Origin of the sequence: Boseongicola aestuarii (assembly GCF_900184815.1) — a bacterium.
GTDB lineage: Bacteria > Pseudomonadota > Alphaproteobacteria > Rhodobacterales > Rhodobacteraceae > Boseongicola > Boseongicola aestuarii.
The window spans coordinates 87,473-114,351 of the sequence record NZ_FXXQ01000002.1; the positions used below are offsets into that span (position 1 = coordinate 87,473).

General features: G+C 60.1%; 25 protein-coding genes and 1 riboswitch. Of the genes, 10 read left to right on the forward strand and 15 right to left on the reverse strand.

Annotated features, from left to right (window positions below; genetic code table 11):
- Nucleotides 1–58: 58 nt before the first annotated feature.
- Nucleotides 59–266: riboswitch (cobalamin riboswitch) on the reverse strand.
- Between the two features lie 46 nt (nucleotides 267–312).
- A complete protein-coding gene (locus BOA8489_RS03350; RefSeq protein ID WP_093972582.1) occupies nucleotides 313–1,707 on the reverse strand; it encodes a phosphohexomutase domain-containing protein in 1,395 nt (464 codons plus the stop codon).
- Nucleotides 1,708–1,825: 118 nt separating this feature from the next.
- Between BOA8489_RS03350 and denD the strand changes: the two genes are divergently transcribed.
- Nucleotides 1,826–2,800, forward strand: a complete 975-nt coding sequence (denD, locus tag BOA8489_RS03355; RefSeq protein WP_093972583.1) for a D-erythronate dehydrogenase — start codon at nucleotides 1,826–1,828, stop codon at nucleotides 2,798–2,800.
- A 61-nt stretch (nucleotides 2,801–2,861) separates the two neighbouring features.
- On the opposite strand, the gene BOA8489_RS03360 is transcribed toward denD, so the two are convergent.
- The 3 genes from BOA8489_RS03360 to BOA8489_RS03370 form a co-directional block, all read right to left on the reverse strand.
- Nucleotides 2,862–4,835 (reverse strand): vWA domain-containing protein, encoded by a 1,974-nt coding sequence (locus BOA8489_RS03360; RefSeq protein ID WP_093972584.1) that lies wholly within the window; start codon nucleotides 4,833–4,835, stop codon nucleotides 2,862–2,864.
- On the reverse strand, nucleotides 4,832–5,365 hold the full coding sequence (locus tag BOA8489_RS03365) for an RNA polymerase sigma factor (RefSeq protein ID WP_093973021.1): 534 nt from the start codon (nucleotides 5,363–5,365) through the stop codon (nucleotides 4,832–4,834). The genes BOA8489_RS03360 and BOA8489_RS03365 overlap by 4 nt, the downstream gene beginning before the upstream one ends.
- A 230-nt stretch (nucleotides 5,366–5,595) precedes the next feature.
- A complete protein-coding gene (locus BOA8489_RS03370) occupies nucleotides 5,596–7,071 on the reverse strand; it encodes an NAD-dependent succinate-semialdehyde dehydrogenase (RefSeq protein WP_093972585.1) in 1,476 nt (491 codons plus the stop codon).
- Nucleotides 7,072–7,151: 80 nt separating this feature from the next.
- On the opposite strand from BOA8489_RS03370, the gene BOA8489_RS03375 reads away from it, so the two are divergent.
- Nucleotides 7,152–7,946, forward strand: coding sequence for a hormone-sensitive lipase (locus BOA8489_RS03375; protein WP_093972586.1), 795 nt, complete (start codon nucleotides 7,152–7,154; stop codon nucleotides 7,944–7,946).
- A gap of 29 nt (nucleotides 7,947–7,975) precedes the next feature.
- Here BOA8489_RS03375 and BOA8489_RS03380 read toward each other — a convergent pair whose 3' ends face one another.
- Both BOA8489_RS03380 and BOA8489_RS03385 read right to left on the reverse strand, forming a co-directional pair.
- Nucleotides 7,976–8,953 carry a P1 family peptidase gene (locus BOA8489_RS03380; RefSeq protein WP_093973022.1) on the reverse strand — a complete coding sequence of 326 codons (978 nt, stop codon included), beginning with the start codon at nucleotides 8,951–8,953 and terminating at the stop codon, nucleotides 7,976–7,978.
- A complete protein-coding gene (locus BOA8489_RS03385) occupies nucleotides 8,950–9,303 on the reverse strand; it encodes a hypothetical protein (protein WP_093972587.1) in 354 nt (117 codons plus the stop codon). The genes BOA8489_RS03380 and BOA8489_RS03385 overlap by 4 nt, the downstream gene beginning before the upstream one ends.
- A gap of 141 nt (nucleotides 9,304–9,444) precedes the next feature.
- Here BOA8489_RS03385 and BOA8489_RS03390 point away from each other — a divergent pair, with 141 nt between their 5' ends.
- Nucleotides 9,445–10,077: a DUF1523 family protein gene (locus tag BOA8489_RS03390; RefSeq protein WP_093972588.1), complete on the forward strand. Its 633-nt coding sequence runs from the start codon at nucleotides 9,445–9,447 to the stop codon at nucleotides 10,075–10,077.
- A gap of 65 nt (nucleotides 10,078–10,142) precedes the next feature.
- On the opposite strand, the gene BOA8489_RS03395 is transcribed toward BOA8489_RS03390, so the two are convergent.
- Nucleotides 10,143–10,664 carry a VPLPA-CTERM sorting domain-containing protein gene (locus BOA8489_RS03395; RefSeq protein WP_093972589.1) on the reverse strand — a complete coding sequence of 174 codons (522 nt, stop codon included), beginning with the start codon at nucleotides 10,662–10,664 and terminating at the stop codon, nucleotides 10,143–10,145.
- 756 nt (nucleotides 10,665–11,420) lie between these two features.
- On the opposite strand from BOA8489_RS03395, the gene parE reads away from it, so the two are divergent.
- Nucleotides 11,421–13,379 (forward strand): DNA topoisomerase IV subunit B, encoded by a 1,959-nt coding sequence (gene parE, locus BOA8489_RS03400; RefSeq protein WP_093972590.1) that lies wholly within the window; start codon nucleotides 11,421–11,423, stop codon nucleotides 13,377–13,379.
- Between the two features lie 132 nt (nucleotides 13,380–13,511).
- On the forward strand, nucleotides 13,512–14,174 hold the full coding sequence (locus tag BOA8489_RS03405) for a hypothetical protein (RefSeq protein ID WP_093972591.1): 663 nt from the start codon (nucleotides 13,512–13,514) through the stop codon (nucleotides 14,172–14,174).
- A gap of 226 nt (nucleotides 14,175–14,400) precedes the next feature.
- Here the strand turns inward: BOA8489_RS03405 and BOA8489_RS03410 are convergent, their stop codons facing one another.
- Nucleotides 14,401–14,871 carry a hypothetical protein gene (locus BOA8489_RS03410; protein ID WP_093972592.1) on the reverse strand — a complete coding sequence of 157 codons (471 nt, stop codon included), beginning with the start codon at nucleotides 14,869–14,871 and terminating at the stop codon, nucleotides 14,401–14,403.
- A 176-nt stretch (nucleotides 14,872–15,047) separates the two neighbouring features.
- On the opposite strand from BOA8489_RS03410, the gene BOA8489_RS03415 reads away from it, so the two are divergent.
- Together BOA8489_RS03415 and BOA8489_RS20905 are read left to right on the forward strand one after the other, a co-directional pair.
- Nucleotides 15,048–15,614, forward strand: coding sequence for a hemerythrin domain-containing protein (locus tag BOA8489_RS03415; RefSeq protein WP_245813650.1), 567 nt, complete (start codon nucleotides 15,048–15,050; stop codon nucleotides 15,612–15,614).
- 182 nt (nucleotides 15,615–15,796) lie between these two features.
- Entirely contained in the window at nucleotides 15,797–15,928 is a 132-nt protein-coding gene (locus tag BOA8489_RS20905; protein WP_093972593.1) for a hypothetical protein, read from the forward strand.
- A gap of 45 nt (nucleotides 15,929–15,973) precedes the next feature.
- Here the strand turns inward: BOA8489_RS20905 and BOA8489_RS03425 are convergent, their stop codons facing one another.
- From BOA8489_RS03425 to proS, 7 genes are all read right to left on the reverse strand, one after another.
- Nucleotides 15,974–16,372 (reverse strand): c-type cytochrome, encoded by a 399-nt coding sequence (locus BOA8489_RS03425; RefSeq protein ID WP_093972594.1) that lies wholly within the window; start codon nucleotides 16,370–16,372, stop codon nucleotides 15,974–15,976.
- Nucleotides 16,369–16,758, reverse strand: a complete 390-nt coding sequence (locus BOA8489_RS03430; RefSeq protein WP_093972595.1) for a c-type cytochrome — start codon at nucleotides 16,756–16,758, stop codon at nucleotides 16,369–16,371. Before BOA8489_RS03430 ends, BOA8489_RS03425 begins: the two co-directional genes overlap by 4 nt.
- A 193-nt stretch (nucleotides 16,759–16,951) precedes the next feature.
- Nucleotides 16,952–17,632 (reverse strand): ABC transporter ATP-binding protein, encoded by a 681-nt coding sequence (locus BOA8489_RS03435; RefSeq protein WP_093972596.1) that lies wholly within the window; start codon nucleotides 17,630–17,632, stop codon nucleotides 16,952–16,954.
- On the reverse strand, nucleotides 17,625–18,908 hold the full coding sequence (locus tag BOA8489_RS03440; protein WP_093972597.1) for an ABC transporter permease: 1,284 nt from the start codon (nucleotides 18,906–18,908) through the stop codon (nucleotides 17,625–17,627). Before BOA8489_RS03440 ends, BOA8489_RS03435 begins: the two co-directional genes overlap by 8 nt.
- A 128-nt stretch (nucleotides 18,909–19,036) precedes the next feature.
- A complete protein-coding gene (locus tag BOA8489_RS03445; protein WP_093972598.1) occupies nucleotides 19,037–20,569 on the reverse strand; it encodes a trimethylamine methyltransferase family protein in 1,533 nt (510 codons plus the stop codon).
- 219 nt (nucleotides 20,570–20,788) lie between these two features.
- Complete coding sequence (locus BOA8489_RS03450) at nucleotides 20,789–21,370, reverse strand: peroxiredoxin (RefSeq protein ID WP_093972599.1); 582 nt, start codon at nucleotides 21,368–21,370, stop codon at nucleotides 20,789–20,791.
- A 7-nt stretch (nucleotides 21,371–21,377) separates the two neighbouring features.
- Nucleotides 21,378–22,778, reverse strand: a complete 1,401-nt coding sequence (gene proS / locus BOA8489_RS03455) for a proline--tRNA ligase (protein ID WP_093972600.1) — start codon at nucleotides 22,776–22,778, stop codon at nucleotides 21,378–21,380.
- 131 nt (nucleotides 22,779–22,909) lie between these two features.
- Here proS and BOA8489_RS03460 point away from each other — a divergent pair, with 131 nt between their 5' ends.
- Genes BOA8489_RS03460 through BOA8489_RS03470 form a run of 3 tightly spaced genes read left to right on the forward strand, consistent with a single transcriptional unit; the run spans nucleotide 22,910 to nucleotide 26,877 of the window.
- Nucleotides 22,910–23,977 carry an AI-2E family transporter gene (locus tag BOA8489_RS03460; RefSeq protein WP_093972601.1) on the forward strand — a complete coding sequence of 356 codons (1,068 nt, stop codon included), beginning with the start codon at nucleotides 22,910–22,912 and terminating at the stop codon, nucleotides 23,975–23,977.
- A 3-nt stretch (nucleotides 23,978–23,980) separates the two neighbouring features.
- Nucleotides 23,981–24,658, forward strand: a complete 678-nt coding sequence (locus BOA8489_RS03465) for an HdaA/DnaA family protein (RefSeq protein ID WP_093972602.1) — start codon at nucleotides 23,981–23,983, stop codon at nucleotides 24,656–24,658.
- Nucleotides 24,659–24,705: 47 nt separating this feature from the next.
- Nucleotides 24,706–26,877 carry an RNA degradosome polyphosphate kinase gene (locus tag BOA8489_RS03470; RefSeq protein ID WP_093973024.1) on the forward strand — a complete coding sequence of 724 codons (2,172 nt, stop codon included), beginning with the start codon at nucleotides 24,706–24,708 and terminating at the stop codon, nucleotides 26,875–26,877.
- Nucleotides 26,878–26,879: the final 2 nt, after the last annotated feature.

Consider the following 26,879-nt stretch of genomic DNA (forward strand, 5'->3'; position numbering starts at 1 on the left):
TCCGCAGACGGCAAATCACCGCTGCGGAAGACCGCTGCCCGACCTCACCCCGAGGACGACCTGGGTGACAGCCTTGGCAGGTCTCCTGACTTCGCGGGTCTTCACTCGGGCCTGCCTTCCCAGACGTTGCTGTCCAGTGGCGCGTTCAGCCGTCGCTCGCCGCTTACAGTTGCGGGGGCAGTCACGGAATAAGGCCAAAGCCCGCACCGCGTTCCCTTTTCACCACGGCGCCGAAACGCAGTGGAACCAAAGCCCCCTTTGCCTATGGCTTGGCCTGCTGCCTGTCAATGAGACCGCACGGCAAATCAGATGTCATTTCCGACAGTCCGCCACAATTTTGGCTAATCGCGCCATCATATCCGCCAATACCCCAACCGCGATGTCGGCGTTTTGGGCTTCCACGTAACAGCGTAATTCCGGCGCGTTCCCCGAGGGACGAATTGTTAAGATCACACCGTTTTCCATGGTCAAACGCGCGCCGTCCAGAGTGTCTATGGCCCGGATCTTGCCCAATTCAGCCGGAAGAAGGTCCGGCTGACCGCTCAACACATCTGCAACAATCGCGGCCGACACCTCAGGCGGGACATCCTCCAACCTGTCCGTCGCGGTGCGGCGTTGCGGCAGCGAAGACACCAACTCCGAGACTGTAGACTGGGACGCTGCCACCAGAACCGCGACAATCGGCAAGACCGCGTCCCGCGTCATCAGGGGGGCCAGAACGCGGCCACCCGCCTGCGCCTCAAACCCGAGTAGCACGCCACCATTCGGTTCATAGCCCAAAACGCCTGCGATTCCGGAAGCAATCTTTTCTTCCATCACTTCAATAACATAGGGCGACCCAATCCGGCACCTCGAGATGCTTTCAAAGTGGTTCATCGCCTCGACCATCGTGTTGGCGGAAACCGTTGTCACCAAATGACGCGCGCCCAACAAACGCGCTGTTATCGGCCCCAATATGTCTCCCGGCACTACCGCGCCGGCCTCATCCGCTAACAGCGGGCGGTCCGCGTCACCGTCGGTCGAAACGATTGCGGCCAACCTGTGCGCTGCGGCCCAATCCACCAGCCGATCCCGCACGCCCCCAGCGATTGCCTCGGTATCGACAGCAACAAAGTTGTCCGACGGCGCCAGAGATATGACCTCTGCACCCAGAGCCCTCAAAATCTCCGGCAAGACCTCGCGCGCGGCCGAACTGTGTTGCCAGACCCCGATCCTGCGCCCCGACAGCGCGCCTTCTGAAAAGAAGTCCCGATAACGCGCTGCGTATCGCTCCAAAGCGTCGCAAGCCGTTACACGTCCCTCTCGCTTTCCCGACGATGTTCGGCCCTCCGACACGCGGCGCAGCAGGACGTCTTCATCAGCTTTCGTGAACTCGCCATCCCGCGTATAGAACTTCAACCCATTGCGATCCGCCGGGATGTGCGACCCCGTCACCATCACCCCCGGCGCCCCCAGCGCTGCGCATTCAAACGCCAGCGCTGGCGTTGGCAAAACGCCACAGTCCAGAACCTGCATCCCTTCACTGGACGCCGCAGCGACGACCGCATCCATAATGCGCGGCGACGACGCGCGCAGGTCACGCCCCACCACCATCACACCGGAGTGAGGGAAAGCATCAATAAAGACAGAGACATAGCGTCGAACGACCACGTCGCTTAGATCATCGGCCAAGCCGCGCAGACCAGAGGTCCCAAACTTTGCCGCCATATTGCGCCCCTCTTTCGATTGTCCCAGATTAACCCCAACCGCCCCCTGCGACCAGTTCGATCTGGCGACCCGTCGCGTTCCGTCCTAGTCTTGCCCAACCAACAAGCGAGGGCAGGTCATGACATCCATTCTAATCATCGGTGGCGGGGGCATGGTGGGTCAGAAACTGGCGCACGCACTTGCCGCGCAGCCTTTGGCCGACGCGAAAGACACGGTCACGCTTTTCGATCTTGGTTTTCCCGAAAACGGAGCCCCTGCAAATGCGCGCGTCAGCGGAAACGTCACCGAGGCGGCCCAAGTCGCCTCGCTCATCGCCAAACGGCCCGATGTCATTTTCCATCTGGCGTCCATCGTATCGGGCGAAGCGGAAACGGACTTTGATCTCGGCTGGAGCGTGAACGCCAGCGCATTCTGGACGTTCCTTGAAAATGTCCGTGCAGAACATACCGCCTCTGGCGGCACCTATCGCCCGCGCGTTGTCTTCACCTCGTCCATTGCCGTCTTTGGCGCCCCGTTCCCGGACAAGATCGACGACACATTCCTGTCCGCGCCGCAGACTTCCTATGGTGCGCAAAAAGCCGTCTGCGAACTCATGCTATCGGACTTCAGCCGGAAGGGGTTTCTCGACGGCCTTTCGATCCGCCTGCCAACGATCTGTGTGCGCCCCGGCAAACCGAACAAGGCGGCATCCGGCTTTTTCTCCGGCATTATCCGAGAGCCCCTGAACGGAAAAGAAGCGATCCTTCCCGTCAGCACCGACGTGCGCCACTGGCACGCCTCGCCAGCCGCGGCCTCCGGTTTCCTGCGCCACGCTGCGTTGATCGATCTGGAAAAAGTCGGCACCCGCCGCGCCCTGAACTTGCCCGGTGTTAGCTGCACCGTCGAAGAACAGATCGAAGCCCTCCGCGATATCGCAGGCAACGACGTCGTCTCTCTTATCAAACCGGAACCGGACGAGGCCATCGCAAAAATCGTCTCGGGCTGGCCCCGCGATTTCGCGCCCGAACGCGCCATTGCCCTTGGTTTCAGCGCCGAATCCAATTTTCACGACATAATCAAAACATACATCGCTCAGGATTTGCCAAAGTCCTAAGGCGCGCGAAAGAACGCGCGACCCCTTCAGGACCGCGCGCCTCATAATCAGAACTTGTGGCTTATCTGGACAGGCTTTCGGCCAACCGCATCAGCGTCACGGCTTCCGCGCGATACCCGAAAGCATCGTCACCACGCGCGCCGGTCGCCAACGCAATCGCGTCGCCCCAACTCCACGCCCCGAGATAATCATCGCCCCGAAGCAACTGCGCAAAACCCGCCATCGCAACTGAAAAAACCGCGTCGTCACTGACCACGTCCTGCTCCGGCAAGATCGGTTGTTCTATGAGTCGGCTCACGTCTTCGCCCGGCATCTTGTAGCGCAACTTGAAATATCCAAGCTCTCCACCAGCGCCGCGGTCATTTTCATCAGCATATCGCAACGGTCCGTTCAGAACGGCAGCCGACCCCACGGGCGTGATCTCGTAAATCGCTGTCACCGTATGACCGGCACCAATTTCGCCAGCATCAACACGGTCATTGTTGAAATCTTCCCGCCGCAAAGCGCGCGTTTCATAGCCAATCAGGCGATACTCCGCGACCTCGGCCGGATTGAACTCGACCTGTATCTTCACGTCGTTGGCAATCGGAAACAGGGCGCCGGTCAACTGATCCACAAGAACCTTGCGCGCCTCGGCCAGCGTATCGATATAAGCCGCCGTTCCATTCCCGTTCTGCGCCAGTGCCTGCATCGTCGCATCGTCCAGATTACCGCGCCCAAAGCCCAGCACACTCAGATAGGTACCGCCTTCGCGCCGCTCTGCAATGAAACCCTTCAACGCCTCGGGATCGCTCAAACCAACGTTGAAATCCCCATCCGTCGCCAGGATCACGCGCGTAACTTCCCCGTCACCGGTCATGCCCTCGGCCACCTGATAAGCTTGCTGCAAACCAGCCTGACCAGCCGTCGATCCACCCGCCTCAAGTCTATCCAGAGCCGCCAGAATCACCGAGCGTTCAGCGGCCCGCGTTGGCTCCAACACCTGCCCCGCCGATCCGGCATAGGTCACGATCGAAACCTCGTCTTCAGGGCGCAATTCCGCCAGCATCATACGAAACGACTGCTTCAACAGGGGCAACTTGTTGGCATCCTGCATCGACCCCGAGGTATCAATCAGAAACACAAGGTTCAGCGGCGGGCGATCCCCGATCGCGGGAAGGTCACCCTGAATGCCGATATGCACCAAATTCGTGCCAGCGTTCCAAGGGCTGGGCATCACGGAAATCGTCGGCTCGAACGGGTCCGGTCCGCCCGATTCCGGATAGGAATAAGGGAAATAGTTTACGATTTCCTCAACGCGCACAGCTTCTGCCGGCGGCAACATCCCTCGCGTCAGGGACGAACGCACAATCGCGTAAGAAGCGGTATCCACATCAATCGAAAACGTGGAAACAGGCTCCTCGGCCGTCACCTTCAACGACGATGGCGCGGCATTTGAAAAGACCTCGGTGTCGCTTTCGCGAACAACCGCGACATCATCCGCAATGACGAGCCGCTCGGCCTGAGGTGCACTTGCAACCTTCCCCAATGCCTGACCTTCAGCACGTCTCTGCGCAACGCTGAGGTCGGATGCGAAATCAAGCCCTTCGGCAATCTCCGCCTCCATGGACGGCGACGGCGCCTGCAACGGATCCGATAGGCTTTCATTGCCCAAGGCCGAACCAACCGTGCGTTCTTCCAGAGCCTGTCCGTCCCGGTCGCTCGTCACAACAACCGTTCCCGGCTCCACCAACTCAACCGGCGGTGCCAGCAAATCACGCCCCACCGGCAAGATCATCACCAGGCCAACAGCGACCAATCCCGTCGTCGCCGTCAAACCGGCCCGCGTTGTCATCACATCCAGCATTGCCTTCACTCCTTGTCCAAGGCGGGCCATCGGGCCTCGCTCAGACATAGGACGCGCCTCATCCGTCGATCCTTGGAGACGCGCAAAGTTTTCTTCCGCCAAGGCCAGATCAGCCGCTTTGCGCGCAGCATCCGGCCGGGGCGTCGCCGCGATCATCGCCGCCTTCAGATCATCCAGCTCATCAGTCATGCTTCAGCCTCCTTCATCGCGCGTAGCCGCTTCTTCACTTCGGAAACACGCCAGGAAATCGTCCCTTCGCTTACACCCAGAACCTCACCTGCCGCAGCATGCGTCACGTCATCGTCCAGAACCAACGCCATCGTATCCCTCAGGTCTTCCGGCAATTCCGACATGGCCCGCTGCAACCAGTCCATGGCCATAGCAGCCTCCTCGGCCTCGGCGCGACGCGCCAATTCGACCTCCCCCCATGAAACCGCCGCCCGCGCATGCACCATGGCGCGACGGCGCCGGTCATGGCTGGCATTCACGACAACGCGGTACATCCAAGTCGAAAACCGAGCGTCCGCGCGAAAGGCGCGCAGTTTCACAGGCAGGGCCGCAAATACATCCTGACACAGGTCTTCGGCCTCTTCCCGACGCCCACTCAAACGGAACGCAAGCCCGAAGACACGATCATAATGCCGCGCGATCAGGCAGGAAAAAGCATCTCTGTCTCCACCAGCGGCGGCGCGGGCCAAGGCATTGTCCGAGGTTTTCATACGCATCACGACTGTTATGACGCGTGCCAAAGGTCAATCCTTGGCGAGAAAAACAAATTCTTTCAAGAAAGCGGGCTTTGCTCCGCGCGAAGAGCGCTCCCCCAGGATTTTTTGGACCCAAAGAAGGCCATGCAACTCTCTTTGGGTCCGTGAAGTCTCCGCCGGAGGCAAGACTCAAGGACAGATGTCCTCGAAAAGCATCTCGCGCGCCGGCGGGCGCTCAATTCAGTTCAGACGCTGACGCAGACATACTTCATTTCGAGGTAGTCCTCGATCCCGTGCCGCGAGCCTTCGCGACCAAGTCCCGACTGCTTCACGCCGCCAAACGGAGCGACCTCGGTGGAGATGATGCCTGTGTTCACGCCCACAATCCCGTATTCCAGCGCCTCGGATACCTTCGCAACCCGGCTGAGACCGCCCGAGTAGAAGTAGGACGCCAGCCCGAAGATCGTGTCGTTGGCATATGCGATGGCCTCGTCATCTGTTTCAAAGCGAAACAGTGGCGCAAGCGGGCCGAAGGTTTCTTCCTGCGCCACCTTCATGTCCTGCGTCACTCCGGTGACGATAGTCGGCTCAAAGAACATGCCACCAAGCGCATGGGCCTTGCCGCCGCTGATGATCTGGCCTCCCTTATCCGTCGCATCCTTGATGTGTTCCAGCACCTTGTCGACCGCCGCAGGTTCGATCAACGGGCCAAGGTCCGCGCCATCAAGACCGTCTCCGACTTTCATTTGCGCAAGGCGCGTTGCCAGACGCTGGGCGAAATCATCGTACACCCCGTCCTGAACGTAGATTCGGTTGGCACAGACACAGGTCTGACCGTTGTTGCGGAATTTGCAGGCCATTGCACCTTCCACAGCCGCATCGAGGTCCGCGTCGTCAAAGACTATGAAGGGCGCGTTGCCACCAAGCTCCATCGAACACTTCATGACCTGATCCGCCGCCTGCTTCAGCAATATCCGACCGACCTCGGTCGAACCAGTGAACGACAGCTTGGCCACGATCGGGTTTTCGCAGAACTCCTTGCCGATGCCGGAGGAATCGGTCGATGGAATGATGGACAGGATACCCTTCGGCAGGCCCGCCCGATCAGCCAGAACGCCCAGCGCCAGCGCGGACAAAGGCGTCAGCGCCGCAGGGCGCACCAAGATAGAGCAGCCCGCCGCCAGCGCGGGGCCAACTTTGCGGGTGATCATCGCGTTCGGGAAATTCCATGGTGTAATCGCCGCGCAGACCCCGATCGGCTGGCGCAGCACCGTAATGCGCTTGTCGGCCTGATGGCCCGGCACCGTTTCGCCGTAAACGCGTTTGGCCTCTTCGGCGAACCACTCGATGAAGGACGCGCCATAGATGATCTCGCCTTTGGCTTCAGCCAGCGGCTTGCCCTGCTCTGCAGTCAGAATGGTTGCCAGATCATCCGCATTCTCGACCATCAGATTGAACCAGGCCCGCAGGATATTGGCCCGTTCCTTGGCAGTGCGCGCGGCCCAGGCCTTTTGCGCCGGCTTGGATAAGGCGATGGCATCCGAGACCTGAGCGCGACTTGCATCGGCCACCGTTGCAATGACGTCGCCGCGCGCGGGGTTAAGCACTTCGAAAGTCTTGCCGTCAGCGCCGTCGCTCCACTCACCTGCAAGATAGGCACGTGTTTCCAAAAGCGTCGGGTCGTTCAGTAGTCCCTTAAGATCGGTTGTCGTATCCAGCATGTAAGCCTCCCCGGACTGGTTCCTCGCACCATTTCGTGCTTTGCAGACGTCTATAGACCAGCGCGCACCCGGAGCACGAGATGAAAAACGACATTGCCTATGCAAACGGAGATTTCATTCCGGGGGCGGCAGATTACCCGGACCGATGGGCGGATGCCGCACGGGCATTTCGGGAAAGTGAAGCAGCAATCGGGCGCGCGCGGCTGAACACCGCTTACGGCGAGCATGACCGCGAAAAGTTCGACCTGTTCCACCCCTCCGGACGCCCCGAGGGCCTCGTCGTTTTTGTTCATGGCGGATACTGGCACAAATTCGACCGCTCATACTGGTCGCATTTCGCGCGGGGCCTGACACACTGCGGCTTTGCGGTTGCGATGCCGTCGTATCCATTGGCCCCGGACGTGCGCATCACCGAGATCACGCGCGCCATCGCCCGTGCGGTGCAGAAGGCCGCTACCTATGTTCAGGGTCCAATATTCCTTACGGGTCATTCAGCGGGTGGCCATCTTGTGGCGCGCATGGTGTGTCGCGACGTTGCCGTTGCCGAGGACGTCCGGGGCCGCTTCAAGCATGTTGTCCCGATCTCGCCGCTTTCGGATTTGCGCCCGTTTCTGGAAACCTCGATGAACGACAGTCTTGGTCTTGACGCGGCCGAGGCCATCGTCGAAAGCCCGATCACCCACGAAAGCCTGCGCATCCCGGCCACCGTGTGGGTTGGCGCAGAAGAACGTCCTGCGTTTCTCGATCAGGCGCGCTGGCTGGCCGAGCGATGGCACCGCGATTTGCGCATCGCACCGGGGCGGCATCATTTCGATATTCTTGATGATCTCGAACACCCGGACAGTCCGATCGTGCGCTCGATCCTGGGGGCATGATTTTGGATATTTAGGCCAAAAAGAAAGTGTCAGCCGAAACGATCCGCCCATGTGGGGAAGGGGTCGCCCGGGTCTGCCGTGGCGTGGTAGATGCCTCGCGCGATGGCGCGCGCAAGGCAGGTGGCGGCGACATGGCCGAGAAGAAGTTGGTCTTCGGGCGTCAGCACCCTTTGGCCGGTAGAGGCAGCAAAGACCAGATCGCCGTCCATCGGCGTGTGGGACGGCACGATCGCGCGCGCCATACCGTCGTGGGCTGCCATTGCCACCCTGGTCGCACCCGCTTTGGTCAGGATCGCGTCCGTTGCGATGACAGCAATCGTCGTATTGCCCGGACTATCCAGCTTGGTCCGTGGATGTCCTGCAGCCGAAGTCTCAATCCCAAGCCCGCCAAATTCGTCCACCTCCTCAAAAGGGGCAGCCCAGAAGCGACCCCTGTCGCCGGTCGTGACCTGCCCAAGCGCGTTGACCGCGACCAGTGCGCCGACCGTCACGCCTGACGGCAATACCGCCGACGCGGTTCCGAGGCCGCCTTTCAGCCCCGCGACGGTCGCACCTGTTCCCGCCCCGACTGTCCCAAGCGCCACATTGCGCCCACGTTCCGCATAGGCCGCACGGCCCAGCGCCGCATATGGATTGGTTCTCCACGCCTTGTTACCCCCGTTAGCCAGATCGAACAGGATCGCCCCCGGCACGATCGGGACCAGATGCCCCGCAGCCTGAAATCCGCGGCCATCGGCGCGCAAACCTTCGACCACGCCCGACACCGCATCCAGTCCAAAGGCCGACCCACCCGACAACACCAGAGCATCCACGGCCTCGACCGTCGCATCCGCGCGCAATAGGTCCGTCTCCCGTGTGCCCGGCGCGCCGCCCATCACATGTACGCCCGCGACCATCGGCGCATCGCCGACCAATACACTTACACCCGACTTCAGTGCCGCGTCCGACGCCTGGCCGACCGTCAGCCCCGGCACATCCGTGATCGCATTCCACGCGCCTGTCGTCATCGCCATGTCCTGTCCTGTTCGGCCTCGATTATCTCGCCCGCGAACCGGCCCAGAAGCCGCAAGTCCGACCCCGACCCCGGAAAATCCCGGCGCGCCGTCAACGTCGAAGGTCGCACCACGATCACTGTGTCCGCCGCGCCCATCAAAGCCTCGATCCGCGCCACGATCGCCGGGCGGAAGTAATGCGCAAGCCGCACCGGGCGCGCCGACTGGATCACATCCACATCCGCCAGATCGAACGACAACCCATACCGGCCCGCTTCCTGCAACAAATAGGCAAAGGCCTCAGGCTGGGTTTCAAAACCGCCCGCAAGCACAGTCAATAAAGTCGGAACCTTTGCGCCGCTCATCCTGCCTATGCCCCCATCACTCCGCGCATTTCGTCCGCACCTGACCCCTTCACCAAGACTGTCTCATCTCTCCGCCAAGGGAAAGCCCTTGCGAGCCCCCACCCCGACGCCCTATCTGATTATGGCGCAAGGGAGACCCACATGGCCTATATCAAATGGACGTTCCGCATTTTCCTGATCCTGCTGGTGGGCGGGTTTCTGCACTATACGCTGCCGCAGCGCGATATCGTGCGCATCGTAAATACCTATGAAGAACGCCAGGACTTCGGCGGCTGGAACAGCATTTTCTGGTCCGGAGGCAGCGCCGGCACAGCCGAGACCCCCGTAAACCGCGACGTGCTGTTCATTTCGACCAAGACGGCAGACGACGACACGATTGTCTATCGCAACGAAGACACCGGATGGGGCTGGCCGCCCTACTTCAAATTCGACACCGCCGACCTTCAGGCCGAAGCCGCCGATACCGCATCAACCGGCGACGCCCCGCGTTGGGTCGCCATTCGGCACTATGGCTGGCGCAACACCTGGCTGTCGATCTTTCCCAACGCGCTGTCGATGCGACCCGTGCCGGGGCCAGACACCCGCCTGATCCCTTGGTTCAACATCGTGTTCCTGTCGCTGCTGACGATCCTCTGCCTGACGATCTGGCGGCTGTGGCGCAACTTCCGCCAGGCGCGGATCGACCCGGTTTTCGACGAGATCGACGAAACCGCCGATGAGGCGCGCGGCGCGGTCAGCAGGTTTTTCCGGAAATGGTTCGGCGGCAGGACATAGGGACCGCGCAAAGAAAAAGGCCCGCTTTCAAGCGGGCCTTTTTTTGAATTCCGAGATCGCTTGGATCAGGCTTTCTTGCGACGCTTCATTGCAGCCAGACCACCGAGACCACCGATCAGCAACCAACCGGCGGCTGGAAGTGGGATTGGTGTCGTAAACGAAGATGATGAGAACGACGCTAAAGTTCGACCGCTCTGGCTTGAGAAGCGAAATGTTCCTTCAGTGTTGTCAAATCCCGCGGCAGAGAGCACACCTTGAGCCTCGAAGTCTTTACCGCCGAAACCATTTGCAAGGATATCCGAGAAGCTCGTAGCAACGAATGAAAAAAGCCCGACCGACCAAATATCCCCTGGGCTTGAAAAGTCGATATCGGTCAAAGTCACCGCCGTGCCTTTCGCAAATGACAAGTCCCCAGCAGAAACGATTACAATACCGTCACCGATAAAATCAACGCCAGTAAAGTCATTCAGACTGGCAAGGGAAACTTCCCCACCAATTTCAATCTCTCCCTGAATGGTAGCTGCAACACTTGCCAAAGGAGCCGCGGCGGCCAAAAGAGCGGCGACGGTTAGTGTTTTTATATTCATAGTAGTTTACCCCACACAAAATTTACTAATTGAATTCACCATACACGAACCATGTCCAACTCGCCGTCATACTGAGTTGAACACGTGCTATCGCCGCAAAACCCGTTAATGATCGTGTCGTCAAAACCATTTGAGCAAACGCCAAGGCCAGCAGGCAAGCTTGTGTACGCGTCCATAAACGGAGTGCCTACTTCCTCTTCTGGGCCGATGTTGTAGTCGTAAGACGCAGCAGTGACTGAAATGCCCTCGTTTTCGGCGGCGCCACCATTGTCTTGATAGACTTGTGCAAATGTTCCTTCGAAACCTTCAGTTTCCTAAAAATTCTCGGCATCAAGAGCAAAGTCAAAGGATGCTGCATGCGAAATCGTTGTTGAAACCAACAGCGCCGCAACAGCGGTTGTCAAAGATTTCATTATTCTTCCCCTCACCAGTTAAACTCACGATAATCACCATACACCGTTAAACCAATTCCCCAACAATCGAATCTGTGAATGCTTCCAAAGATCTAGCCGCTCGGAAGCCCTTCAAAACAACCTCAAATCCGGGCCCTCAAATGTGGCAAAAACCGGGCAAAAAATGCGGAAATACAAAGGACTAGCCGAACCACGAGTCGGCAAAAATCCGCTCAGCGAGAAAATCAAAAACGAACTAGTTCTAAATCGGAAACAAAAAGCGGCGCACGCATTCGCTGTTTTCCGCCATTGCCCAATCCCGCCTCTACTGGTCTAATACCCTCACAAAACAAGAGCAGAAAACATGGCAAACGACCTCCTGAACGCGGCTCAGCCCGACACCTATGATGCAACCTCAATCGAGGTTCTCGAGGGTCTGGAACCGGTCCGAAAACGCCCCGGCATGTATATCGGCGGCACCGACGAACGCGCGCTGCACCACCTCGTCGCGGAAGTCCTCGACAACTCGATGGACGAGGCCGTCGCCGGTCACGCCAACCGTATCGAAATCGAACTTCACGAGGACAGCTCAGTCACCATCCGAGACAACGGTCGCGGCATCCCCGTCGACCCACATCCGAAATTCCCGGACAAATCCGCTCTCGAAGTCATCCTCTGCACGCTCCACGCGGGCGGCAAGTTCTCCGGCAAGGCCTACCAGACCTCCGGCGGCCTCCACGGCGTTGGCGTCTCGGTCGTCAACGCGCTCTCCGACCACGTCCGCGTCGAAGTGGCCCGCAACAAGGAACTCTTCGCCCAGGAATTCTCGCGTGGCATCCCCCAAGGCCCGATCCAGAAACTCGGCCCCACCAACAACCGCCGCGGCACGTCGCTCACCTTCCACGCCGACGCCGACATTTTCGGCAAGCTAAAGATGAAGCCCGCCCGCCTTTTCGCCATGGCGCGCTCCAAAGCCTACCTCTTTTCGGGCGTCGAAATCCGCTGGAAATCCAGCATCGACGATGGCGAAACCCCGACCGAGGCTACCTTTCACTTCCCCGGCGGCCTCTCCGACTATCTGAACGAAACGCTAGGCAAATCCACCACCTACGCAGAAAAGCCCTTTGCAGGCCTCGTCGACTTTCAGGAAAAATTCGGCGAACCCGGCAAAGTCGAATGGGCCATCAACTGGACCCCATCGCGCGACGGCTTCATCCAATCCTACTGTAACACCGTCCCGACCCCCGAAGGCGGCACCCACGAAAGCGGCTTCTGGGCCGCCATCCTCAAAGGCATCCGCGCCTACGGCGAACTCTCCAACAACCGCAAAGCCGCCCAGATCACCCGCGACGACCTTATCACCGGCGGTTGCGCCCTTGTCTCAGTCTTCATCCGGGACCCACAGTTCGTCGGCCAAACCAAGGACCGCCTCTCAACCGAAGCCGCCCAGAAAATGGTCGAGAACGCCATCCGCGACCACTTCGACAACTGGCTGACCTCCGACACCAAATCCGCAGGCGCCATCCTCGACTTCCTCGTCCTGCGGGCCGAGGAACGCCTCCGTCGCCGTCAGGAAAAAGAAACCGCCCGCAAATCCGCCACCAAAAAACTCCGCCTGCCCGGCAAACTCACCGATTGCACCGCCAAATCCCGCGAAGGCACCGAGCTGTTCCTCGTCGAGGGCGACAGCGCAGGCGGCTCGGCCAAAGGCGCGCGCAACCGCGAAACCCAGGCCCTCCTGCCGCTAAAGGGCAAAATCCTGAACGTTCTTGGCGCTGCCTCCTCCAAATTGGGTCAAAACGCCGAAATCTCCGACTTGTGCGAAGCGCTCGGCACCAGAATGGGGACCAAATTTAACCTGGACGACCTGCGTTACGAAAAGATTATCATCATGACGGACGCCGACGTCGACGGCGCCCATATCGCCTCGCTCTTGATGACCTTCTTCTTCGTCCAGATGCGCCCGCTCATTGACGCCGGCCACCTCTACCTCGCCTGCCCGCCCCTCTACCGCCTCACTCAAGGCTCGCACCGTCTATACGTCGCCGACGACGCCGAACGCGAAGCCGCAATGGCCAAAGGTTTAGGGGGCAAAGGAAAAATCGACGTCCAACGCTTTAAAGGCCTGGGCGAGATGGACGCCAAGGACCTCAAAGAGACCACCATGGACCCCAAAGTGCGCAAACTCATCCGCGTGACAATAGACGAGGACGACCCGGGAGAAACCGCCGATCTGGTCGAGCGTCTGATGGGCAAGAAACCGGAGATGCGGTTCCAGTATATTCAGGAGAACGCCCGGTTTGTGGAGGAGTTGGACGTTTGACTATGAGCTATCGAGTTTCTGCTGTTCTTTAGAAACAGAAGAACCGAGCAAAATTCGGGAAGGAACCGTGAGATTTCATTAGCCACAGCCTCGGATCACCTTGATTTGGAAAAAACTCGTAGGTCGTTGTGGATGTCCTCCGCATATACGCTGCTGGTTGCGAACGCGAGCTTTCTATCAGACGAGCTATCTGTCCTAGGCTTAAGGATTTCTGTATCACAGCATGATCTTATCGCCGCTGGCAGGTTCGTGATAGTGATGCTCCTACTAATATTCCTAGCGCACGCCTCCATTCTCCTACTGAAAAGGTACGAAACTCAAGCCGGCAGAGCATATAAGACTTGGGAAGAAAGCTCCTTAAAAGAAATAGCCAAAATCGAAGAGCATATGGAAAATCGATATGGAGGTGATCCCAACGAAGATTGGCGTGACGCGGCTGATCCTTGGGATGTTCACCATTATGAAGAGGACCAGAAGAAGCTTGCGCGACTGCACCGCATTACCATTTGTAACGCAATGTTAGGATCTGGCGTTGATTTCTCAATCCGCTATGCTCTTACGATTTTAGTGTCGCTTATCGCCTTGTTTAGGCCGGAAGTCGCAGGCGCCGCGCTGAAGCTGTTCGCTTTACGACTTGGTCCGGAAAGCAACACTAATTTGAGGGAACGAATTTGTCGCCCTAACTTTTGGGGTAACCAATCAACTCTCGGACGCGAAGAAAACTTGAGGTTCCACACACGATGGGAACTCACAAATAGATTTCGATTTGCCACTACCTTAAACGATGAAATCTAACCCCGGACGCCCTGCCTTTGGATCGTACCCGACCCGCGCACTCGGCCACGGCCACGGCCACGGCCCCCACCACCCCCCCACCACTTGCACCACTCCCCCCAAGCAGGCCAACCCGCCTGCTGCCAAAGGGATCATCGCCCTGAACCCCTCTCAGGCAGCCCTGATTTTCTGACAGCAAAGACCCGCCCGGCATCCCGCCGATGCGGTAACGCTCAGGAGACACCCCTCACTCCGGCCAGGTCACCGTCCCCGTCGTCGTGATCTTCACAATCCCCGACCGCGCCGTCTCCTCGTTCAGGAAATACCCCCGCCCCGTGATCCCCTCGTGCGCGCCCGTCCCACCGATAAAGCTCCACGTCCCATAGCCCTTCCCAAGCGTCACATGGTCGATCCGCCACGCCTGTAGCACCCGGTCGCCGTTCACATCCGTCAGAGTGCAGTTCCCGCCGCCCGACGTGATGCCTCGCACAATTACGAAACTGCCAAAACAATGCATCGCCGCGAGCTTCAGCCGGTCGTCCTCGCCTTGTTCAAATTCGTCGTATTTCGTCTCGGTCTTATAGGCGATCAGGTTATTTGAAAGCGGATCGAAAAAGTTGCTGGCCATCCCGTAACTCACCCGTTCGGTCTGCACGGTTTCGGCAAACACGGGCGAGGACACGGCAAGCAGCACGGCCGTCAGGCGGACGTCAATCATGGGGAAATCTCCAATTGGGAAAGGCGGGATCGCCCTGAGAAGCCTGCGGCAGCCCCGCCCCAAAAGCAAGCGCGACTCCCAAACCGCACAGCTCCTGTGCACCTCAGCCCCTTAACACCACCACACCCCCTCCCCACCTAAGCGTCTTCCACAAACGCTCACAAAAGGAGGACCCCATGACCACCACCACCGCCATCCGCACCGCCCCGCTTCCCGAGGACATGCGCGTTCTTCTGGCCGACTACCCCCGTGACGACTGGTCCGAGCACCCGAACTTCAAACGCGCCACGGAACAGTGGCTCGGCGCGCATGCCATGTTCCGCCGCCTCTCCGCCCTCGTGCGCAGCGACGTTGAGACCTACCTCGACAAGAACCACGACGCGGCCGGCTATGCCGCGCGGCTCGGCCACTTCGGCAACCTCCTCGTCGCCAACCTGCACGGCCACCACCACTGGGAGGACCGCAGCTATTTCCCCGAACTCGCCGCCGCGGACCCACGCTTCGAGGCGGGACTAGAGGTGCTGGAACAAGACCACGCGGCGCTTGACGGTATCCTCGATACCTTCACCCGTCAGGCCAACCGCATGATCAAACTGGTGCAACTGGACGAGGCCGCCGCCCGCGAAGAGGCCGCCATGGTCCACCAAGGTGCTGCGCAAATCGAGACGCTCCTCACCCGCCATCTGGGCGACGAAGAAGACCTCGCCGTGCCGATCATCCTGCACCACAAACTCAGGGGCTAAAGATTGAAGGTCGCGCCACTTGCGCAGCCTCCAACACAAGCTTAGATCTCGACGTGGCAGGGCCAAAACCCTGCTGCCCAAGGGATCATCGCCCTGAAACCAATCCAGGCAACCCTGATCTTCTGAAAGCCAAGACCCGCCCGGCATCCCGCCGAAGCGGCCACGCTCAGGAGACTTCCAAAATGTCCAAAGAAAAGAACCGCGGCAATAAAGAGATCAAGAAACCGAAGAAGGAAAAGGTTAAAGTCCTTGCGACCGCCAATTCCAACGCCGGTAAATCCGACACCAAGATTGCGGGTAAAAAAGTCAAATAATCTGCCCGGCACGGGCGCGGGAAGGTAGCAATTGCCGCCCGCGCCTCACTCCTGAATGCTCTCCAGCCATGCGGTCAGGTCAGCAATCGGCTGCGCCGTTATGATCGGCTGGCCCGTCTCGGCCTTGATCGACGCATCCTCAAACGAGAACAATTCACCAAACAGCGGCATCTCGCCCCCGTGCGCCAGCATCGGATCGCGCCCGTCGATCTGTCCCACAACCCGCGCAATCGGAAACACGCCTCCATTGCCCGCCGAAAGCTGCGTCAGGTCAGGGGCCTCGACCGTCAGTATCTCCTGCAACGGCCCGTCGCCCTTTGCGTTCTCCCCGTGACACGCCCCGCAATACCGAGCGAAATACCACTCGCCAGCGTTCGGGTCGGGGTCCATAGCCCACGCCGCACTTCCAAGACAACAGGCTGCCATGACACCAAACGTTTTCATCGCTGCACCTCCTCAAGCCACGCCGCGACATCTACAATCGCTTCCGAAGCGACAACCTCGGACCCGTCCGGCGCGACGATCACGGACGACGGCCCGTCAAGGATCACGCCCCACCAGGGCATCGGATTGCCGTGCGGCAGAACAAGTCTGCTGCCATCCACGCGCTGCACCACACGGGCCGTCGGAAACACTCCCCCGTTGGTCGCCGCCAAAACGGTCAGATCCGACGGGGCCACCGACAAGACATCCGCCATGGGTCCATTTCCACGCGCGCTTGTTCCGTGGCAGGTCGCACAATGCGTGACGAACACGTCCCGCCCACGGCCAGCGTCCTGCGCGGACGCGGTGCCGGCCAGCACCATCACCATCAAAGTAAGAACTCTCATAGGCAATCCTCCTGCCCACAAGTCTAGGCAGACCGACCCGACCCCGCTTTGATGCAACTCAAATGATATGAACGAAATCAGAACGCACCTAGCGGTCGCACTGACACGGCACCTAAGCCGCTTTCAGCCACTCTGAACGCCGCCTTTTTTAGCAACGAAGAGCCCCGCCCCGCCGTGAGGTCGCTCCAGTCGCTCAGTCCGAAACCAGAACCCCGGCCTCAAGCCGCAAGGTCCGGTCCATCCGCGCCGCCAAAGCCGGATTATGCGTGGCAATCAAAGCACTTAAACCTGTCTCACGCACCAGCTCCATCAGCGCGGAAAACACCGTATCCGACGTCCCCGGATCAAGGTTTCCCGTTGGCTCATCGGCCAGCAGAACCCGCGGCTTGTTCGCCAAAGCACGGCAAAACGCCACCCGCTGCTGCTCGCCCCCCGACAGGGCCGCAGGCCGGTTGTTCGCCCGCCCGGCCACGCCGACGCGCTCCATCAAAGCCATCGCATGCGCACGCGCCTCCGCCCCCGGAACTGCATTCGCCAACTGAGGCAAAATAACATTCTCGACGGCGGAAAATTCCGGCAGCAAATGATGAAACTGGTAAATGAACCCCACCTCTTCGCGCCGCGCGGCCGTGCGCCGTGCATCCGACAAACCGGTATAATCCACACCGCCAATGCGGACGCTTCCCGCGTCCGATGAATCGAGCAATCCGGCAATATGCAGCAACGTCGATTTGCCCGCTCCGGACGGCGCAACCAAAGCCACGACCTCGCCCGCGGCCAGTTCGAACGACGCGCCCGACAGCACCGTCAAAGCATTCGCGCGCCCCGGATTATAAGTCTTTTCAATACCTTCAAGTGCCAGAGCCTCACTCATACCGAAGCGCCTCCACCGGGTTCATCCGCGCCGCCCGCCGCGCCGGAATAAGCGTGATCCCCCATGACAGGAACAGCGACAAACCAACGGCTGACAGCACATCTCCAAACTCCAGTTTCGCTGGCAGCCGGTAAATCCCTCGCACCGCACCGTCCCAGACACCACCTCCGGCTGCCCCGTTAACAAATGCAAGGATGGCGTCGAAGTAGACCGCAAACAGACAGCCGATCACGACGCCCAAAATCGTTCCGATCGTGCCGACCAAAGCCCCCGTCAAAAAGAACACCCGCAAAATCGCGCCCTCGGTCAGCCCCATGGTCCGTAAAATCCCGATATCGCGGCCCTTGTTTTTCACCAACATGACCAGACCACTGATAATGTTCATGGAAGCGATCAGAACCAGCACCGACATCAGGACGAACATCACAGTGTCCTCAACCTCCAAAGCACGCAAAAAGCCCCCGGCCGAATCCTTCCACGTCCACAAGAGCGCACGCTCGCCACCCGCCTCGCGCAACGGTGCCGCCAGCGTCTCGACCCGCTCGGGGTCAACCACGCTCACTTCCAGTTCATCCGCCACACCTTCGCGGTTGAAATAGACCTGGGCTTCGGAAAACGGCATGAACACACGCGTGCGGTCAATGTCGTAACGTCCTGAATTGAATATGTAAGCGACCTCATATTCCCCAATGCGGGGACTTGTTCCAAACGCCGTCCGCACCCCGTTGGGCGAAATAAACCGCACGACATCGCCGATCGTCACACCCAACGACCGCGCCGCCTCACGCCCAAGCGCGATACCACCCGGAAATGCGCTCAAATCGCCCACACCGGTCTCGGGATCGGCTATGCGCGGAATGTCCGCCAGATCCTCAGGCGCGATTCCAAAGACCTCCAGCCCCGTGTTCTGATCGCGAAAAACGGCCATGACCTGACCCTTCACCAAAGGCGCCACCCGCGTGACACCCTCGACTGCGGCCAGTCGGTCGGCCACCTCAACATAGTCCGCAATAACGCGGCTCACCTGCCCGCTCTCCGAGCGAACCCCCTGATTATAAACAGTTACATGCGCATTGGCCCCAAGGATGGTCGAGACGAACTCATCGCGAAATCCGGCGCGAACCGCCAGCGTGATGATCAAGGCCGCCACCGCCAGCATGATCCCGATCAGCGAAATCCAGGTCATCACACTGACCCCGCCTTCGGCGCGTTTGGCGCGCAAATAGCGCCATGCGATCAGGAATTCGTATCGTGAAAAAGGCGCGGGCGTGGCCATGACTGCTCCGATGTTTTGCCCTGTCATGCAAGGCACGGAGCGCGCGGTCAACTCACTTCCAATTCATGCCCATCTTCTTGGCAAAAATATCCCGGGGGAGTCGCCAAAGGCGACGGGGGCAGCGCCCCCTATAATTTGATCGGGAAGCGCGCCCTGATTTCACGATCCAGAGCCGGATTGAGCGCCGCCCGGCAAGGCATCGCCAAGATCGCCTCCTTACGGGCACGCGCGCCTGCAATCAAATCCGGCTTGTCATTCTCTTCCCATTCCTTCGGGCTCGTCCGGTCGCCGTGAAATGGATAGACATAGTCCGTTTCCATTCGCGCCAGAGTCTCGCCAACCCCCAGATAATGCCCCGGCCCACCCATGCAGACCTCCCGCATCGCTTCAATCGCCAGCGTCTCGTCCGTCACCTCGATACCCTTAAGGCACCTTAACGCCTGCCCGATGATGTCGTCTCCAAGGATCAGAGACTCGTGACAAAAGCCCAACAGGGACGCATGCATTCCCGCCGCCTCGTAAACCATGTTCAGCCCGGAAAGTCCGGCCATGACGTTCGAGCACATTTGCTCCCAACCCGCCTGCATATCCGGCAGTTTCGAGTCCGAAGCCCCCGCGGCAGCCCCGCCCGGAAGCCCATAAAACTGATGCATCTGCGCGCACCCGGCCGTCAGCAAAGCTTGCTCGCCCGACCCGATCGACATGGCCCCCGTGCGCAGGTCGACGACAAACGGCCAAGTACCGAAAATCGCCGGGTGTCCTGGCTGGATCGCATTGACATAGACGATGCCCGCCAGACATTCCGCCACCGCCTGAACGACCGCGCCTGCCAGCGTCGCAGGCGCGGTCGCCCCCGCCATGCCCGCACTCAGTAACAGGACCGGCATCCCGCCCCGGATACAGGCCTCCATGACCTGGCAACTTTCGGTCGCGAACTTCAGCGGCGGCACCACGAAGCAATTGGAATTGCTGACAAAGGGCCGTGCACGGAACGCGTCCTCACCGCCGGCCATCGCATAGGCGAGGTCCAGACAGGCCTGCGCGTTGGCAGGTTCGGTGATGGATGTGCCGATGTGTTTCGTCGTCCCCGTGCCACAGGCGTAAAGCGTGTTTAGATCAAGTTCCAGATTGTCCGGCAGATCGCGGGCAACCATGGGGCGTTGCAGGAAATGTATATTGTCCAGTCGATCCGCAATCCGCGCCGCGTCATAGAGATCCTGCAACGTACTGTGGCGATAATTTCGCCCCTCGGCGTCGACCATATTCACCGCAGCACCAGCGGTGCCGTAATGCACGCGATTTTCCGAAAGGTTCAGATCGTGCGCGGGTTCGCGACCGTACAAGGTGATGTTGCGTGCCGCCTTGCCAAGCATGTCCTCGACAAGGGCAGGCGAAAACCGAAGCCGCCCGTCATCGCCCAGACGCGCACCTGCATTCACCATGATCTCAATTCCGGAAGGCGGCGCATCCGCCAGTCCGATCTCGTCAAGAACCGTTAACGCCGCCTTGTGAATGCGCAGCACTTCGTCGTCGCTGAGGGCTTTCAGCGTGCCACCGGTCATGCCTCCGCGCACGGGGCGCACGTTTTCGGCCAAAGGCGCCGAGCGCAACGCATGGCGCGCAGCGCGGCCACCAGATCGACGGGATTGAGTGAGGGTCATTTGGAAGTCCTATGCGAATGGAAGGGGCAATTCAGTCGGCTGTCACCCCGCTGGCCGCCCACGCGCCGCGCGCCCACGATCCGCACCAATCGTGCGACTGACCAGGACGATCCGCCATTGCTCTCCCATAGGAAACCTCTCCCTTGCTGAGAAAAGGCTACCCATCCGGGCCGCGCAATCTGTCATAATCGCGCCGCAAAAAATGTCGCAAACAGAGCTTTATCGCGCCCGCAACCAGGCCAACACGTCATCCGCGTTCCGGTCTGGCGGAAACACGGGATAAAACGTTTTGACGATGACGCCACCCTCGATCACCCAGGCCATCCGCTTCAAAAGCACGCGGCCTTCCACCTCCATCACCGGCAGGTTCAGCGCCTTTGTCAGCGCCCCGTCAGCATCCGACAACACCGGGAACGGCAAATGCAGACGCGCTGCAACCTCGCGCTGATACTCGGTGTCCTGCGTCGACAAGCCAAATACCTGATCCACGCCCAGTGCCTGCAATTCTGCGAAATGGTCGCGGAACGAACAGGATTGAGGCGTGCACCCACGCGCTCCCGGAATGTCGTCCCATCCATCGGGCAAAGCCACGTTCGGCCGACCAGTCATCGGGTAAATGTAAACCACGACGCAGCCGGCCACATCAGCCAGAGACACCGCGTCACCCGATGTCGCGGGCAATACGACGTCCGGCATCGTCATACCGGTCAAATGGTTTGCCGCACCGTCATCTTCCGGGGCCGGAATCATCGACCAGTCCGGTGCCCCGGTGCCCGCGCCGGTGAAAGGTTGGTTTGCCATATCGACCTCAAATCCAGGTGTGAAACGAGCGCTTATCCATCGGCTGTACCATCGCTGCGCGCACGGTTTCGTGGTGCGGCGCATAGATTTCTGCAACCTTTTCAACCGCCTGCTCGGGTGCCATTTCCTCGCTGACACCTGTGCGACGGTTCGTCAGTTCAACCACGCCGTTCTTCAAACCGCGCGGGCCAACGGTGATCCGCCACGGCAGACCAATCAGATCCATCGTCGCGAATTTCGCACCGGCCCGCTCGTCGCGGTCGTCATACAAAGGCTCCATCCCATGCGCGACCAGCGACTTGTATAAAGCCTCGGACGCCTTGTCCGTCGCTTCGTCGCCTTGCCGCAAATTCACGATTCCACAATGAAAGGGCGTCACGCCCTCGGGCCAGATTATCCCGTTATCGTCGTGAGACGCCTCGATAATCGCGCCCAGCAAACGGCTCACGCCGATCCCGTGGCTACCCATGTGAACAGGCACGGGCTTGCCATCCGGCCCTTGCACCGTCGCGCCCATCGCCTCGGAATACTTGGTGCCGAAGTAGAAGATTTGCCCCACTTCGATCCCCCGCGCCGAGCGCCGACGATCTTCGGGCACATCCGCAAACGCAGCCTCGTCATGCGTTTCATCCGTCCGGGCATACCGCGAGGTAAACTCCTCCAACACGGCCTGACAGGCGGCGTGGTCGTCATAGTCAAGCGCGCGGTCGCCGAAGGACAAATCGGTGATCGCGCTGTCATAAAACACCTCCGACTCGCCCGTGTCGGCCAGTACCAGAAACTCGTGCGTATAATCGCCGCCGATCGGCCCGCCGTCCGCGCGCATCGGGATCGCCTGCAATCCCATCCGCTCGTAGGTCCGAAGATAGGACACCAGATGACGGTTATAGGAATGCAACGCGTCTTCCTTGGTCAGGTCGAAGTTATACCCGTCCTTCATCAGGAATTCGCGCCCGCGCATCACACCGAACCGGGGCCGCACCTCGTCGCGGAACTTCCACTGGATGTGATAGAGCGTCAGCGGCAAGTCCTTGTAACTGCTCACGGAAGAACGGAAAATATCCGTGATCAATTCCTCGTTTGTCGGACCGAACAGCATATCGCGACCATGGCGATCCTTGATCCGCAGCATTTCCTGACCGTAGTCGTCATACCGCCCGCTTTCGCGCCACAGGTCCGCCGACTGGATTGTCGGCATCAGCATCGGCACGTGGCCCGCACGGACCTGCTCTTCGTGTACGATCTTTTCGATGTTCTGCAAAACCTTGTAGCCAAGCGGCAGCCACGAGTAGATGCCCGCGCTCGCTTGCTTGATCATGCCAGCCCGCAGCATCAGCCGGTGGCTGACGATCGTCGCCTCGGCGGGCGTATCTTTCAGAACGGGAAGAAAATAACGGCTCAGACGCATCGCTTTAAGACCTTCATGGACGATTTCGCACCATTGTCGTCTAGGCCATCGTCGCGCCCCTCGCAACCACCCCCTTGCGTGTCCAGCCATGAGTTGCGACACCTGCATCAACCAAACCTGAAGGATGCACCATGGCTTTGCCCATCCGGGAACAATTGAAATACTGGGGTGCCGCCGCAGCGGTCTTCTTTGTCGTGCTGTGGGTGCTTGGCGATGTCATTCTGCCCTTTGTGCTGGGAGCGGCCATCGCCTATTTTCTCGACCCGGTCGCGGATCGCATTGAAGCACTGGGGTGTTCGCGCGCTGTTGCCACCGCGATCATCACGATCACGGCGCTTCTGGTCTTCGTTATTCTTGCGCTTCTGGTCATCCCCACACTGGTCAGCCAGACTGCGCAACTGATCTCAACCGCACCGGACATGGCCTCGCGCCTTCAGCTCTTCCTGACCGAACGCTTCCCCGACCTCGGCGACGCCAATTCCACGATCCGCCGCTCGCTGGCGTCCATCGCCGAAACCATTCAATCGCGCGGTGGCGAGGTTCTGAACACCATACTCAGTTCCTTCTCCGGCGTGGTGAATGCCCTTGTGATCTTCGTGATCGTTCCCGTGGTCGCATTCTACATGCTCTATGACTGGGACAATATGGTCGCCAAGGTGGACGCCCTTCTGCCACGCGACCACGCACCAACGATCCGCAAAATTGCCTCCGAAGTCGACGCCACAATGGCGGGCTTCATTCGCGGTCAAGGCACGGTCTGCCTGATTCTCGGCGCCTATTACGCCGTCGCGCTCATGGCGGTCGGGCTGAACTTCGGCCTTGTGGTCGGTTTCGTCGCCGGTGCGCTCACCTTCATCCCCTACGTCGGAGCCCTTGTCGGCGGCGTCCTTGCCCTCGGCCTCGCTCTGTTCCAGTTCTGGGGAGACTGGCTCTGGATCGTCCTGGTCTGGGCGATCTTCCAGTCCGGCCAGTTCGTCGAAGGCAACATCCTGACGCCGCGCCTTGTCGGGTCGTCCGTCGGCCTGCACCCGGTCTGGCTGATCTTCGCCCTGTCCGCCTTCGGGGCGCTTTTCGGCTTTGTCGGCCTTCTTGTTGCCGTGCCGGTCGCGGCCTCCATCGGCGTCATCACCCGCTTTGCGATATCACAATACAAATCCTCCCTGCTCTACAAAGGGATCGAACACAAAAACGATCCCTGACCCATGCCCGAACAACTTGCCTTCCAATTGCCAGTGCGCACCGCGCTGGGGCGCGGCGATTTCTTCGTATCGGGCGCCAATGTGCTGGCCGTTCAGCGCCTTGATGACACGGCTACGTGGACAAATGGTAAACTCGCCCTGATCGGCCCCGAAGGCGCAGGCAAGACCCACCTCGCCCATGTCTGGGCCGAGCAGCAGAAAGCAGAGATCACCGATACGGCATCCCTGCCCGACCTCGACATTCCAGGCCTTAAGGCGGCGCTGGCCATCGAAGTCCCCGGCACCGCCCTGTCGACGACCGAAGAAGAAGCCCTTTTCCACCTCCACAACCATATGGCGTCGCAAAAACTGCCGCTTCTGCTCATCGCCCGCACGCCCCCCGCGCGCTGGACCCTGACCCTGCCCGACCTCAAAAGCCGAATGACCGCGACCGATGTCGTGCAGATCGACGCCCCAGACGAGGCCCTCCTGTCCGCCGTTCTGGTCAAGCTTTTCACCGACCGCCAGCTTCAGATCGACCCGACCCTCATCGCCTACCTCGTCACCCACTCCGACCGCTCTTTCGCCGCAATTACCCGCCTTGTCGCGGCGCTGGACGCCGCCGCGCTCGCACAAAAACGCCCAATTACCCGTCCGCTGGCCCGCCGCGTGCTGGACAATTTGGACAAAGACGCGCGATAAACGTCATTCTGTAGACAAAATTACCCGTTAGGCCGCTTGGTATGGCAATGAAAACCGATTTCCTCACTGCAGAATTCCCCGCCCCGATCACCGTCGAGGGCGTCGACGACCGGTCCACCAACCGCTTCTTCAACCGCGAACTGTCCTGGCTGGCATTCAACTGGCGCGTCCTGGAAGAAGCCGAAAACACCCGTGTCCCGCTTCTGGAACGCCTGCGCTTCCTGTCGATCTCGGCCACCAACCTCGATGAATTCTACACCGTGCGCGTCGCCGGTCTGCGCGAACTGGCTCATGCGGGCAACACCACGCCCGCCGCCGACGGGCTGACACCTGCCGAACAGCTCGTCCTCATCAACGAAGACGCCCGCAACCTGCTCAATCGCCAGCAGACCGTCTGGAGCAGCCTGAAATCCGAACTTGCCGAAGCCGGTATCGAAATCCTGGCGCGCGATGACCTCGACAAGGCTGACAAATCCTTATGCGAGCACACCTTCCTAACCCAGGTTTTCCCGATCCTGTCGCCACTTGCCATCGACCCGGCCCACCCCTTCCCGTTCATTCCGAACGCGGGCTACAGCCTCGCGCTTCAGCTTGAACGCAAATCCGACAAACGCCCCCTGCGCGCGCTTCTGCCGATCCCCCATCAGGTCGACCGCTTCATCCGCCTGCCAGAAGACAACGGCAACCACCGCTTCCTGCCGCTTGAAGAACTCCTGCTGCTGCACCTCGACAGCCTGTTTCCGGGCTACAAGGTTGCGGGCAGTTGCGCCTTCCGCGTGCTGCGCGACAGCGACCTCGAAGTTGAAGACGAAGCTGAAGACCTCGTGCGCGAATTTGAGGTCGCCCTGAAACGACGCAAGCGCGGCGAAGTCGTGCGCCTTACGATCTCGCCCGATGCACCCAAGGCCCTGCGCGCGATCATCGTTCACGAACTGGAAGTCACCGAAGACGAAACCGTCGAACTCAGCGGCCTCATCGGCTTGTCCGACCTGAAGGAACTCGTCCTCGACGAACGCCCCGACCTTCTATGGCCGTCCTTTACTCCCCGCGTCCCCGAACGCGTGCAGGACCACGACGGCGACATGTTCGCCGCGATCCGCCAGAAAGACATGCTGCTGCACCACCCATACGAGACATTCGACATGGTGGTCCGCTTCCTCAAACAGGCGGCGATGGACCCCAACGTCATGGCGATCAAACAGACGCTCTACCGCACCTCCTACAACAGCCCCATCGTCGCCGCGCTCTGCGAAGCCGCCGAGGAAGGCAAATCCGTCACCGCCCTTGTCGAACTCAAGGCCCGCTTTGACGAAGCCGCCAACATCCGCCAGTCCCGCACGCTGGAACGCGCTGGCGCGCATGTGGTTTATGGTTTCCTCAACTACAAAACCCACGCCAAAATCTCGACCGTCGTGCGCCGCGAAGGCGGAGAACTCGTAACCTACACCCACTTCGGCACCGGCAACTACCACCCGATCACCGCCAAGATTTACACCGATCTCAGCCTGTTTACCTGCGATACCTCGCTGGGGTGCGATGCCACCAAGGTCTTCAATTACCTCTCCGGCTACGCCCAGCCAGAAGGCATGGAAAACCTCTCGATCTCGCCGATCAGCCTGAAAAATACCTTGCTCGAACGCATCGCCGAAGAGGCCGAACACGCCCTTGCCGGCAGACCGGCCGAAATCTGGGCCAAGATGAACTCGATTGTGGAACCCGACGTCATCGACGCGCTCTACATCGCAAGTCAGGCCGGCGTGGAAATCAACCTCGTCGTGCGCGGCATCTGCGGCCTGCGCCCCGGCATCAAAGGTCTCAGCGAAAACATCCGCGTCAAATCCATCGTCGGCCGGTTCCTCGAACACTCCCGCATCGTCTGCTTCGGCGCGGGACATGGCCTGCCGCACAAAAAAGCGCGGGTCTACATTTCCTCCGCCGACTGGATGGGCCGCAACCTCAACCGCCGCGTCGAAACGCTGGTCGAGGCGACAAACCCGACGGTGAAAGCCCAGATCGTCAGCCAGGTCATGGCCGCCAACATGGCCGACACCGCGCAAAGCTGGATCCTCGCGCCCGACGGCACCTATCACCGCCCCGAAGCGCCGGCCGGCGAAACGCCCTTCAACTGCCACCGCTTCTTCATGGAAAATCCATCGCTCTCCGGGCGCGGATCGGCAGGTGCGTCAGACGTGCCCGAACTCACCCACGACGACGACTGACC

Coding starts and splice junctions, on each gene's coding strand:
- BOA8489_RS03450 (WP_093972599.1), bottom strand. CDS start 21,370: ATGGCAAACCAACCTTTCACCGGCGCGGGCACCGGGGCACCGGACTGG.
- parE (WP_093972590.1), top strand. CDS start 11,421: ATGGCAAACGACCTCCTGAACGCGGCTCAGCCCGACACCTATGATGCA.
- BOA8489_RS03445 (WP_093972598.1), bottom strand. CDS start 20,569: ATGACCCTCACTCAATCCCGTCGATCTGGTGGCCGCGCTGCGCGCCAT.
- BOA8489_RS03350 (WP_093972582.1), bottom strand. CDS start 1,707: ATGGCGGCAAAGTTTGGGACCTCTGGTCTGCGCGGCTTGGCCGATGAT.
- BOA8489_RS03385 (WP_093972587.1), bottom strand. CDS start 9,303: ATGAGCGGCGCAAAGGTTCCGACTTTATTGACTGTGCTTGCGGGCGGT.
- BOA8489_RS03390 (WP_093972588.1), top strand. CDS start 9,445: ATGGCCTATATCAAATGGACGTTCCGCATTTTCCTGATCCTGCTGGTG.
- BOA8489_RS03410 (WP_093972592.1), bottom strand. CDS start 14,871: ATGATTGACGTCCGCCTGACGGCCGTGCTGCTTGCCGTGTCCTCGCCC.
- BOA8489_RS03395 (WP_093972589.1), bottom strand. CDS start 10,664: ATGAATATAAAAACACTAACCGTCGCCGCTCTTTTGGCCGCCGCGGCT.
- BOA8489_RS03440 (WP_093972597.1), bottom strand. CDS start 18,908: ATGGCCACGCCCGCGCCTTTTTCACGATACGAATTCCTGATCGCATGG.
- BOA8489_RS03430 (WP_093972595.1), bottom strand. CDS start 16,758: ATGAGAGTTCTTACTTTGATGGTGATGGTGCTGGCCGGCACCGCGTCC.
- BOA8489_RS20905 (WP_093972593.1), top strand. CDS start 15,797: ATGTCCAAAGAAAAGAACCGCGGCAATAAAGAGATCAAGAAACCGAAG.
- BOA8489_RS03405 (WP_093972591.1), top strand. CDS start 13,512: ATGTCCTCCGCATATACGCTGCTGGTTGCGAACGCGAGCTTTCTATCA.
- BOA8489_RS03375 (WP_093972586.1), top strand. CDS start 7,152: ATGAAAAACGACATTGCCTATGCAAACGGAGATTTCATTCCGGGGGCG.
- BOA8489_RS03360 (WP_093972584.1), bottom strand. CDS start 4,835: ATGACTGATGAGCTGGATGATCTGAAGGCGGCGATGATCGCGGCGACG.
- BOA8489_RS03465 (WP_093972602.1), top strand. CDS start 23,981: ATGCCCGAACAACTTGCCTTCCAATTGCCAGTGCGCACCGCGCTGGGG.
- BOA8489_RS03435 (WP_093972596.1), bottom strand. CDS start 17,632: ATGAGTGAGGCTCTGGCACTTGAAGGTATTGAAAAGACTTATAATCCG.
- BOA8489_RS03370 (WP_093972585.1), bottom strand. CDS start 7,071: ATGCTGGATACGACAACCGATCTTAAGGGACTACTGAACGACCCGACG.
- BOA8489_RS03415 (WP_245813650.1), top strand. CDS start 15,048: ATGACCACCACCACCGCCATCCGCACCGCCCCGCTTCCCGAGGACATG.
- BOA8489_RS03380 (WP_093973022.1), bottom strand. CDS start 8,953: ATGACGACAGGCGCGTGGAATGCGATCACGGATGTGCCGGGGCTGACG.
- denD (WP_093972583.1), top strand. CDS start 1,826: ATGACATCCATTCTAATCATCGGTGGCGGGGGCATGGTGGGTCAGAAA.
- proS (WP_093972600.1), bottom strand. CDS start 22,778: ATGCGTCTGAGCCGTTATTTTCTTCCCGTTCTGAAAGATACGCCCGCC.
- BOA8489_RS03365 (WP_093973021.1), bottom strand. CDS start 5,365: ATGAAAACCTCGGACAATGCCTTGGCCCGCGCCGCCGCTGGTGGAGAC.
- BOA8489_RS03470 (WP_093973024.1), top strand. CDS start 24,706: ATGAAAACCGATTTCCTCACTGCAGAATTCCCCGCCCCGATCACCGTC.
- BOA8489_RS03425 (WP_093972594.1), bottom strand. CDS start 16,372: ATGAAAACGTTTGGTGTCATGGCAGCCTGTTGTCTTGGAAGTGCGGCG.
- BOA8489_RS03460 (WP_093972601.1), top strand. CDS start 22,910: ATGGCTTTGCCCATCCGGGAACAATTGAAATACTGGGGTGCCGCCGCA.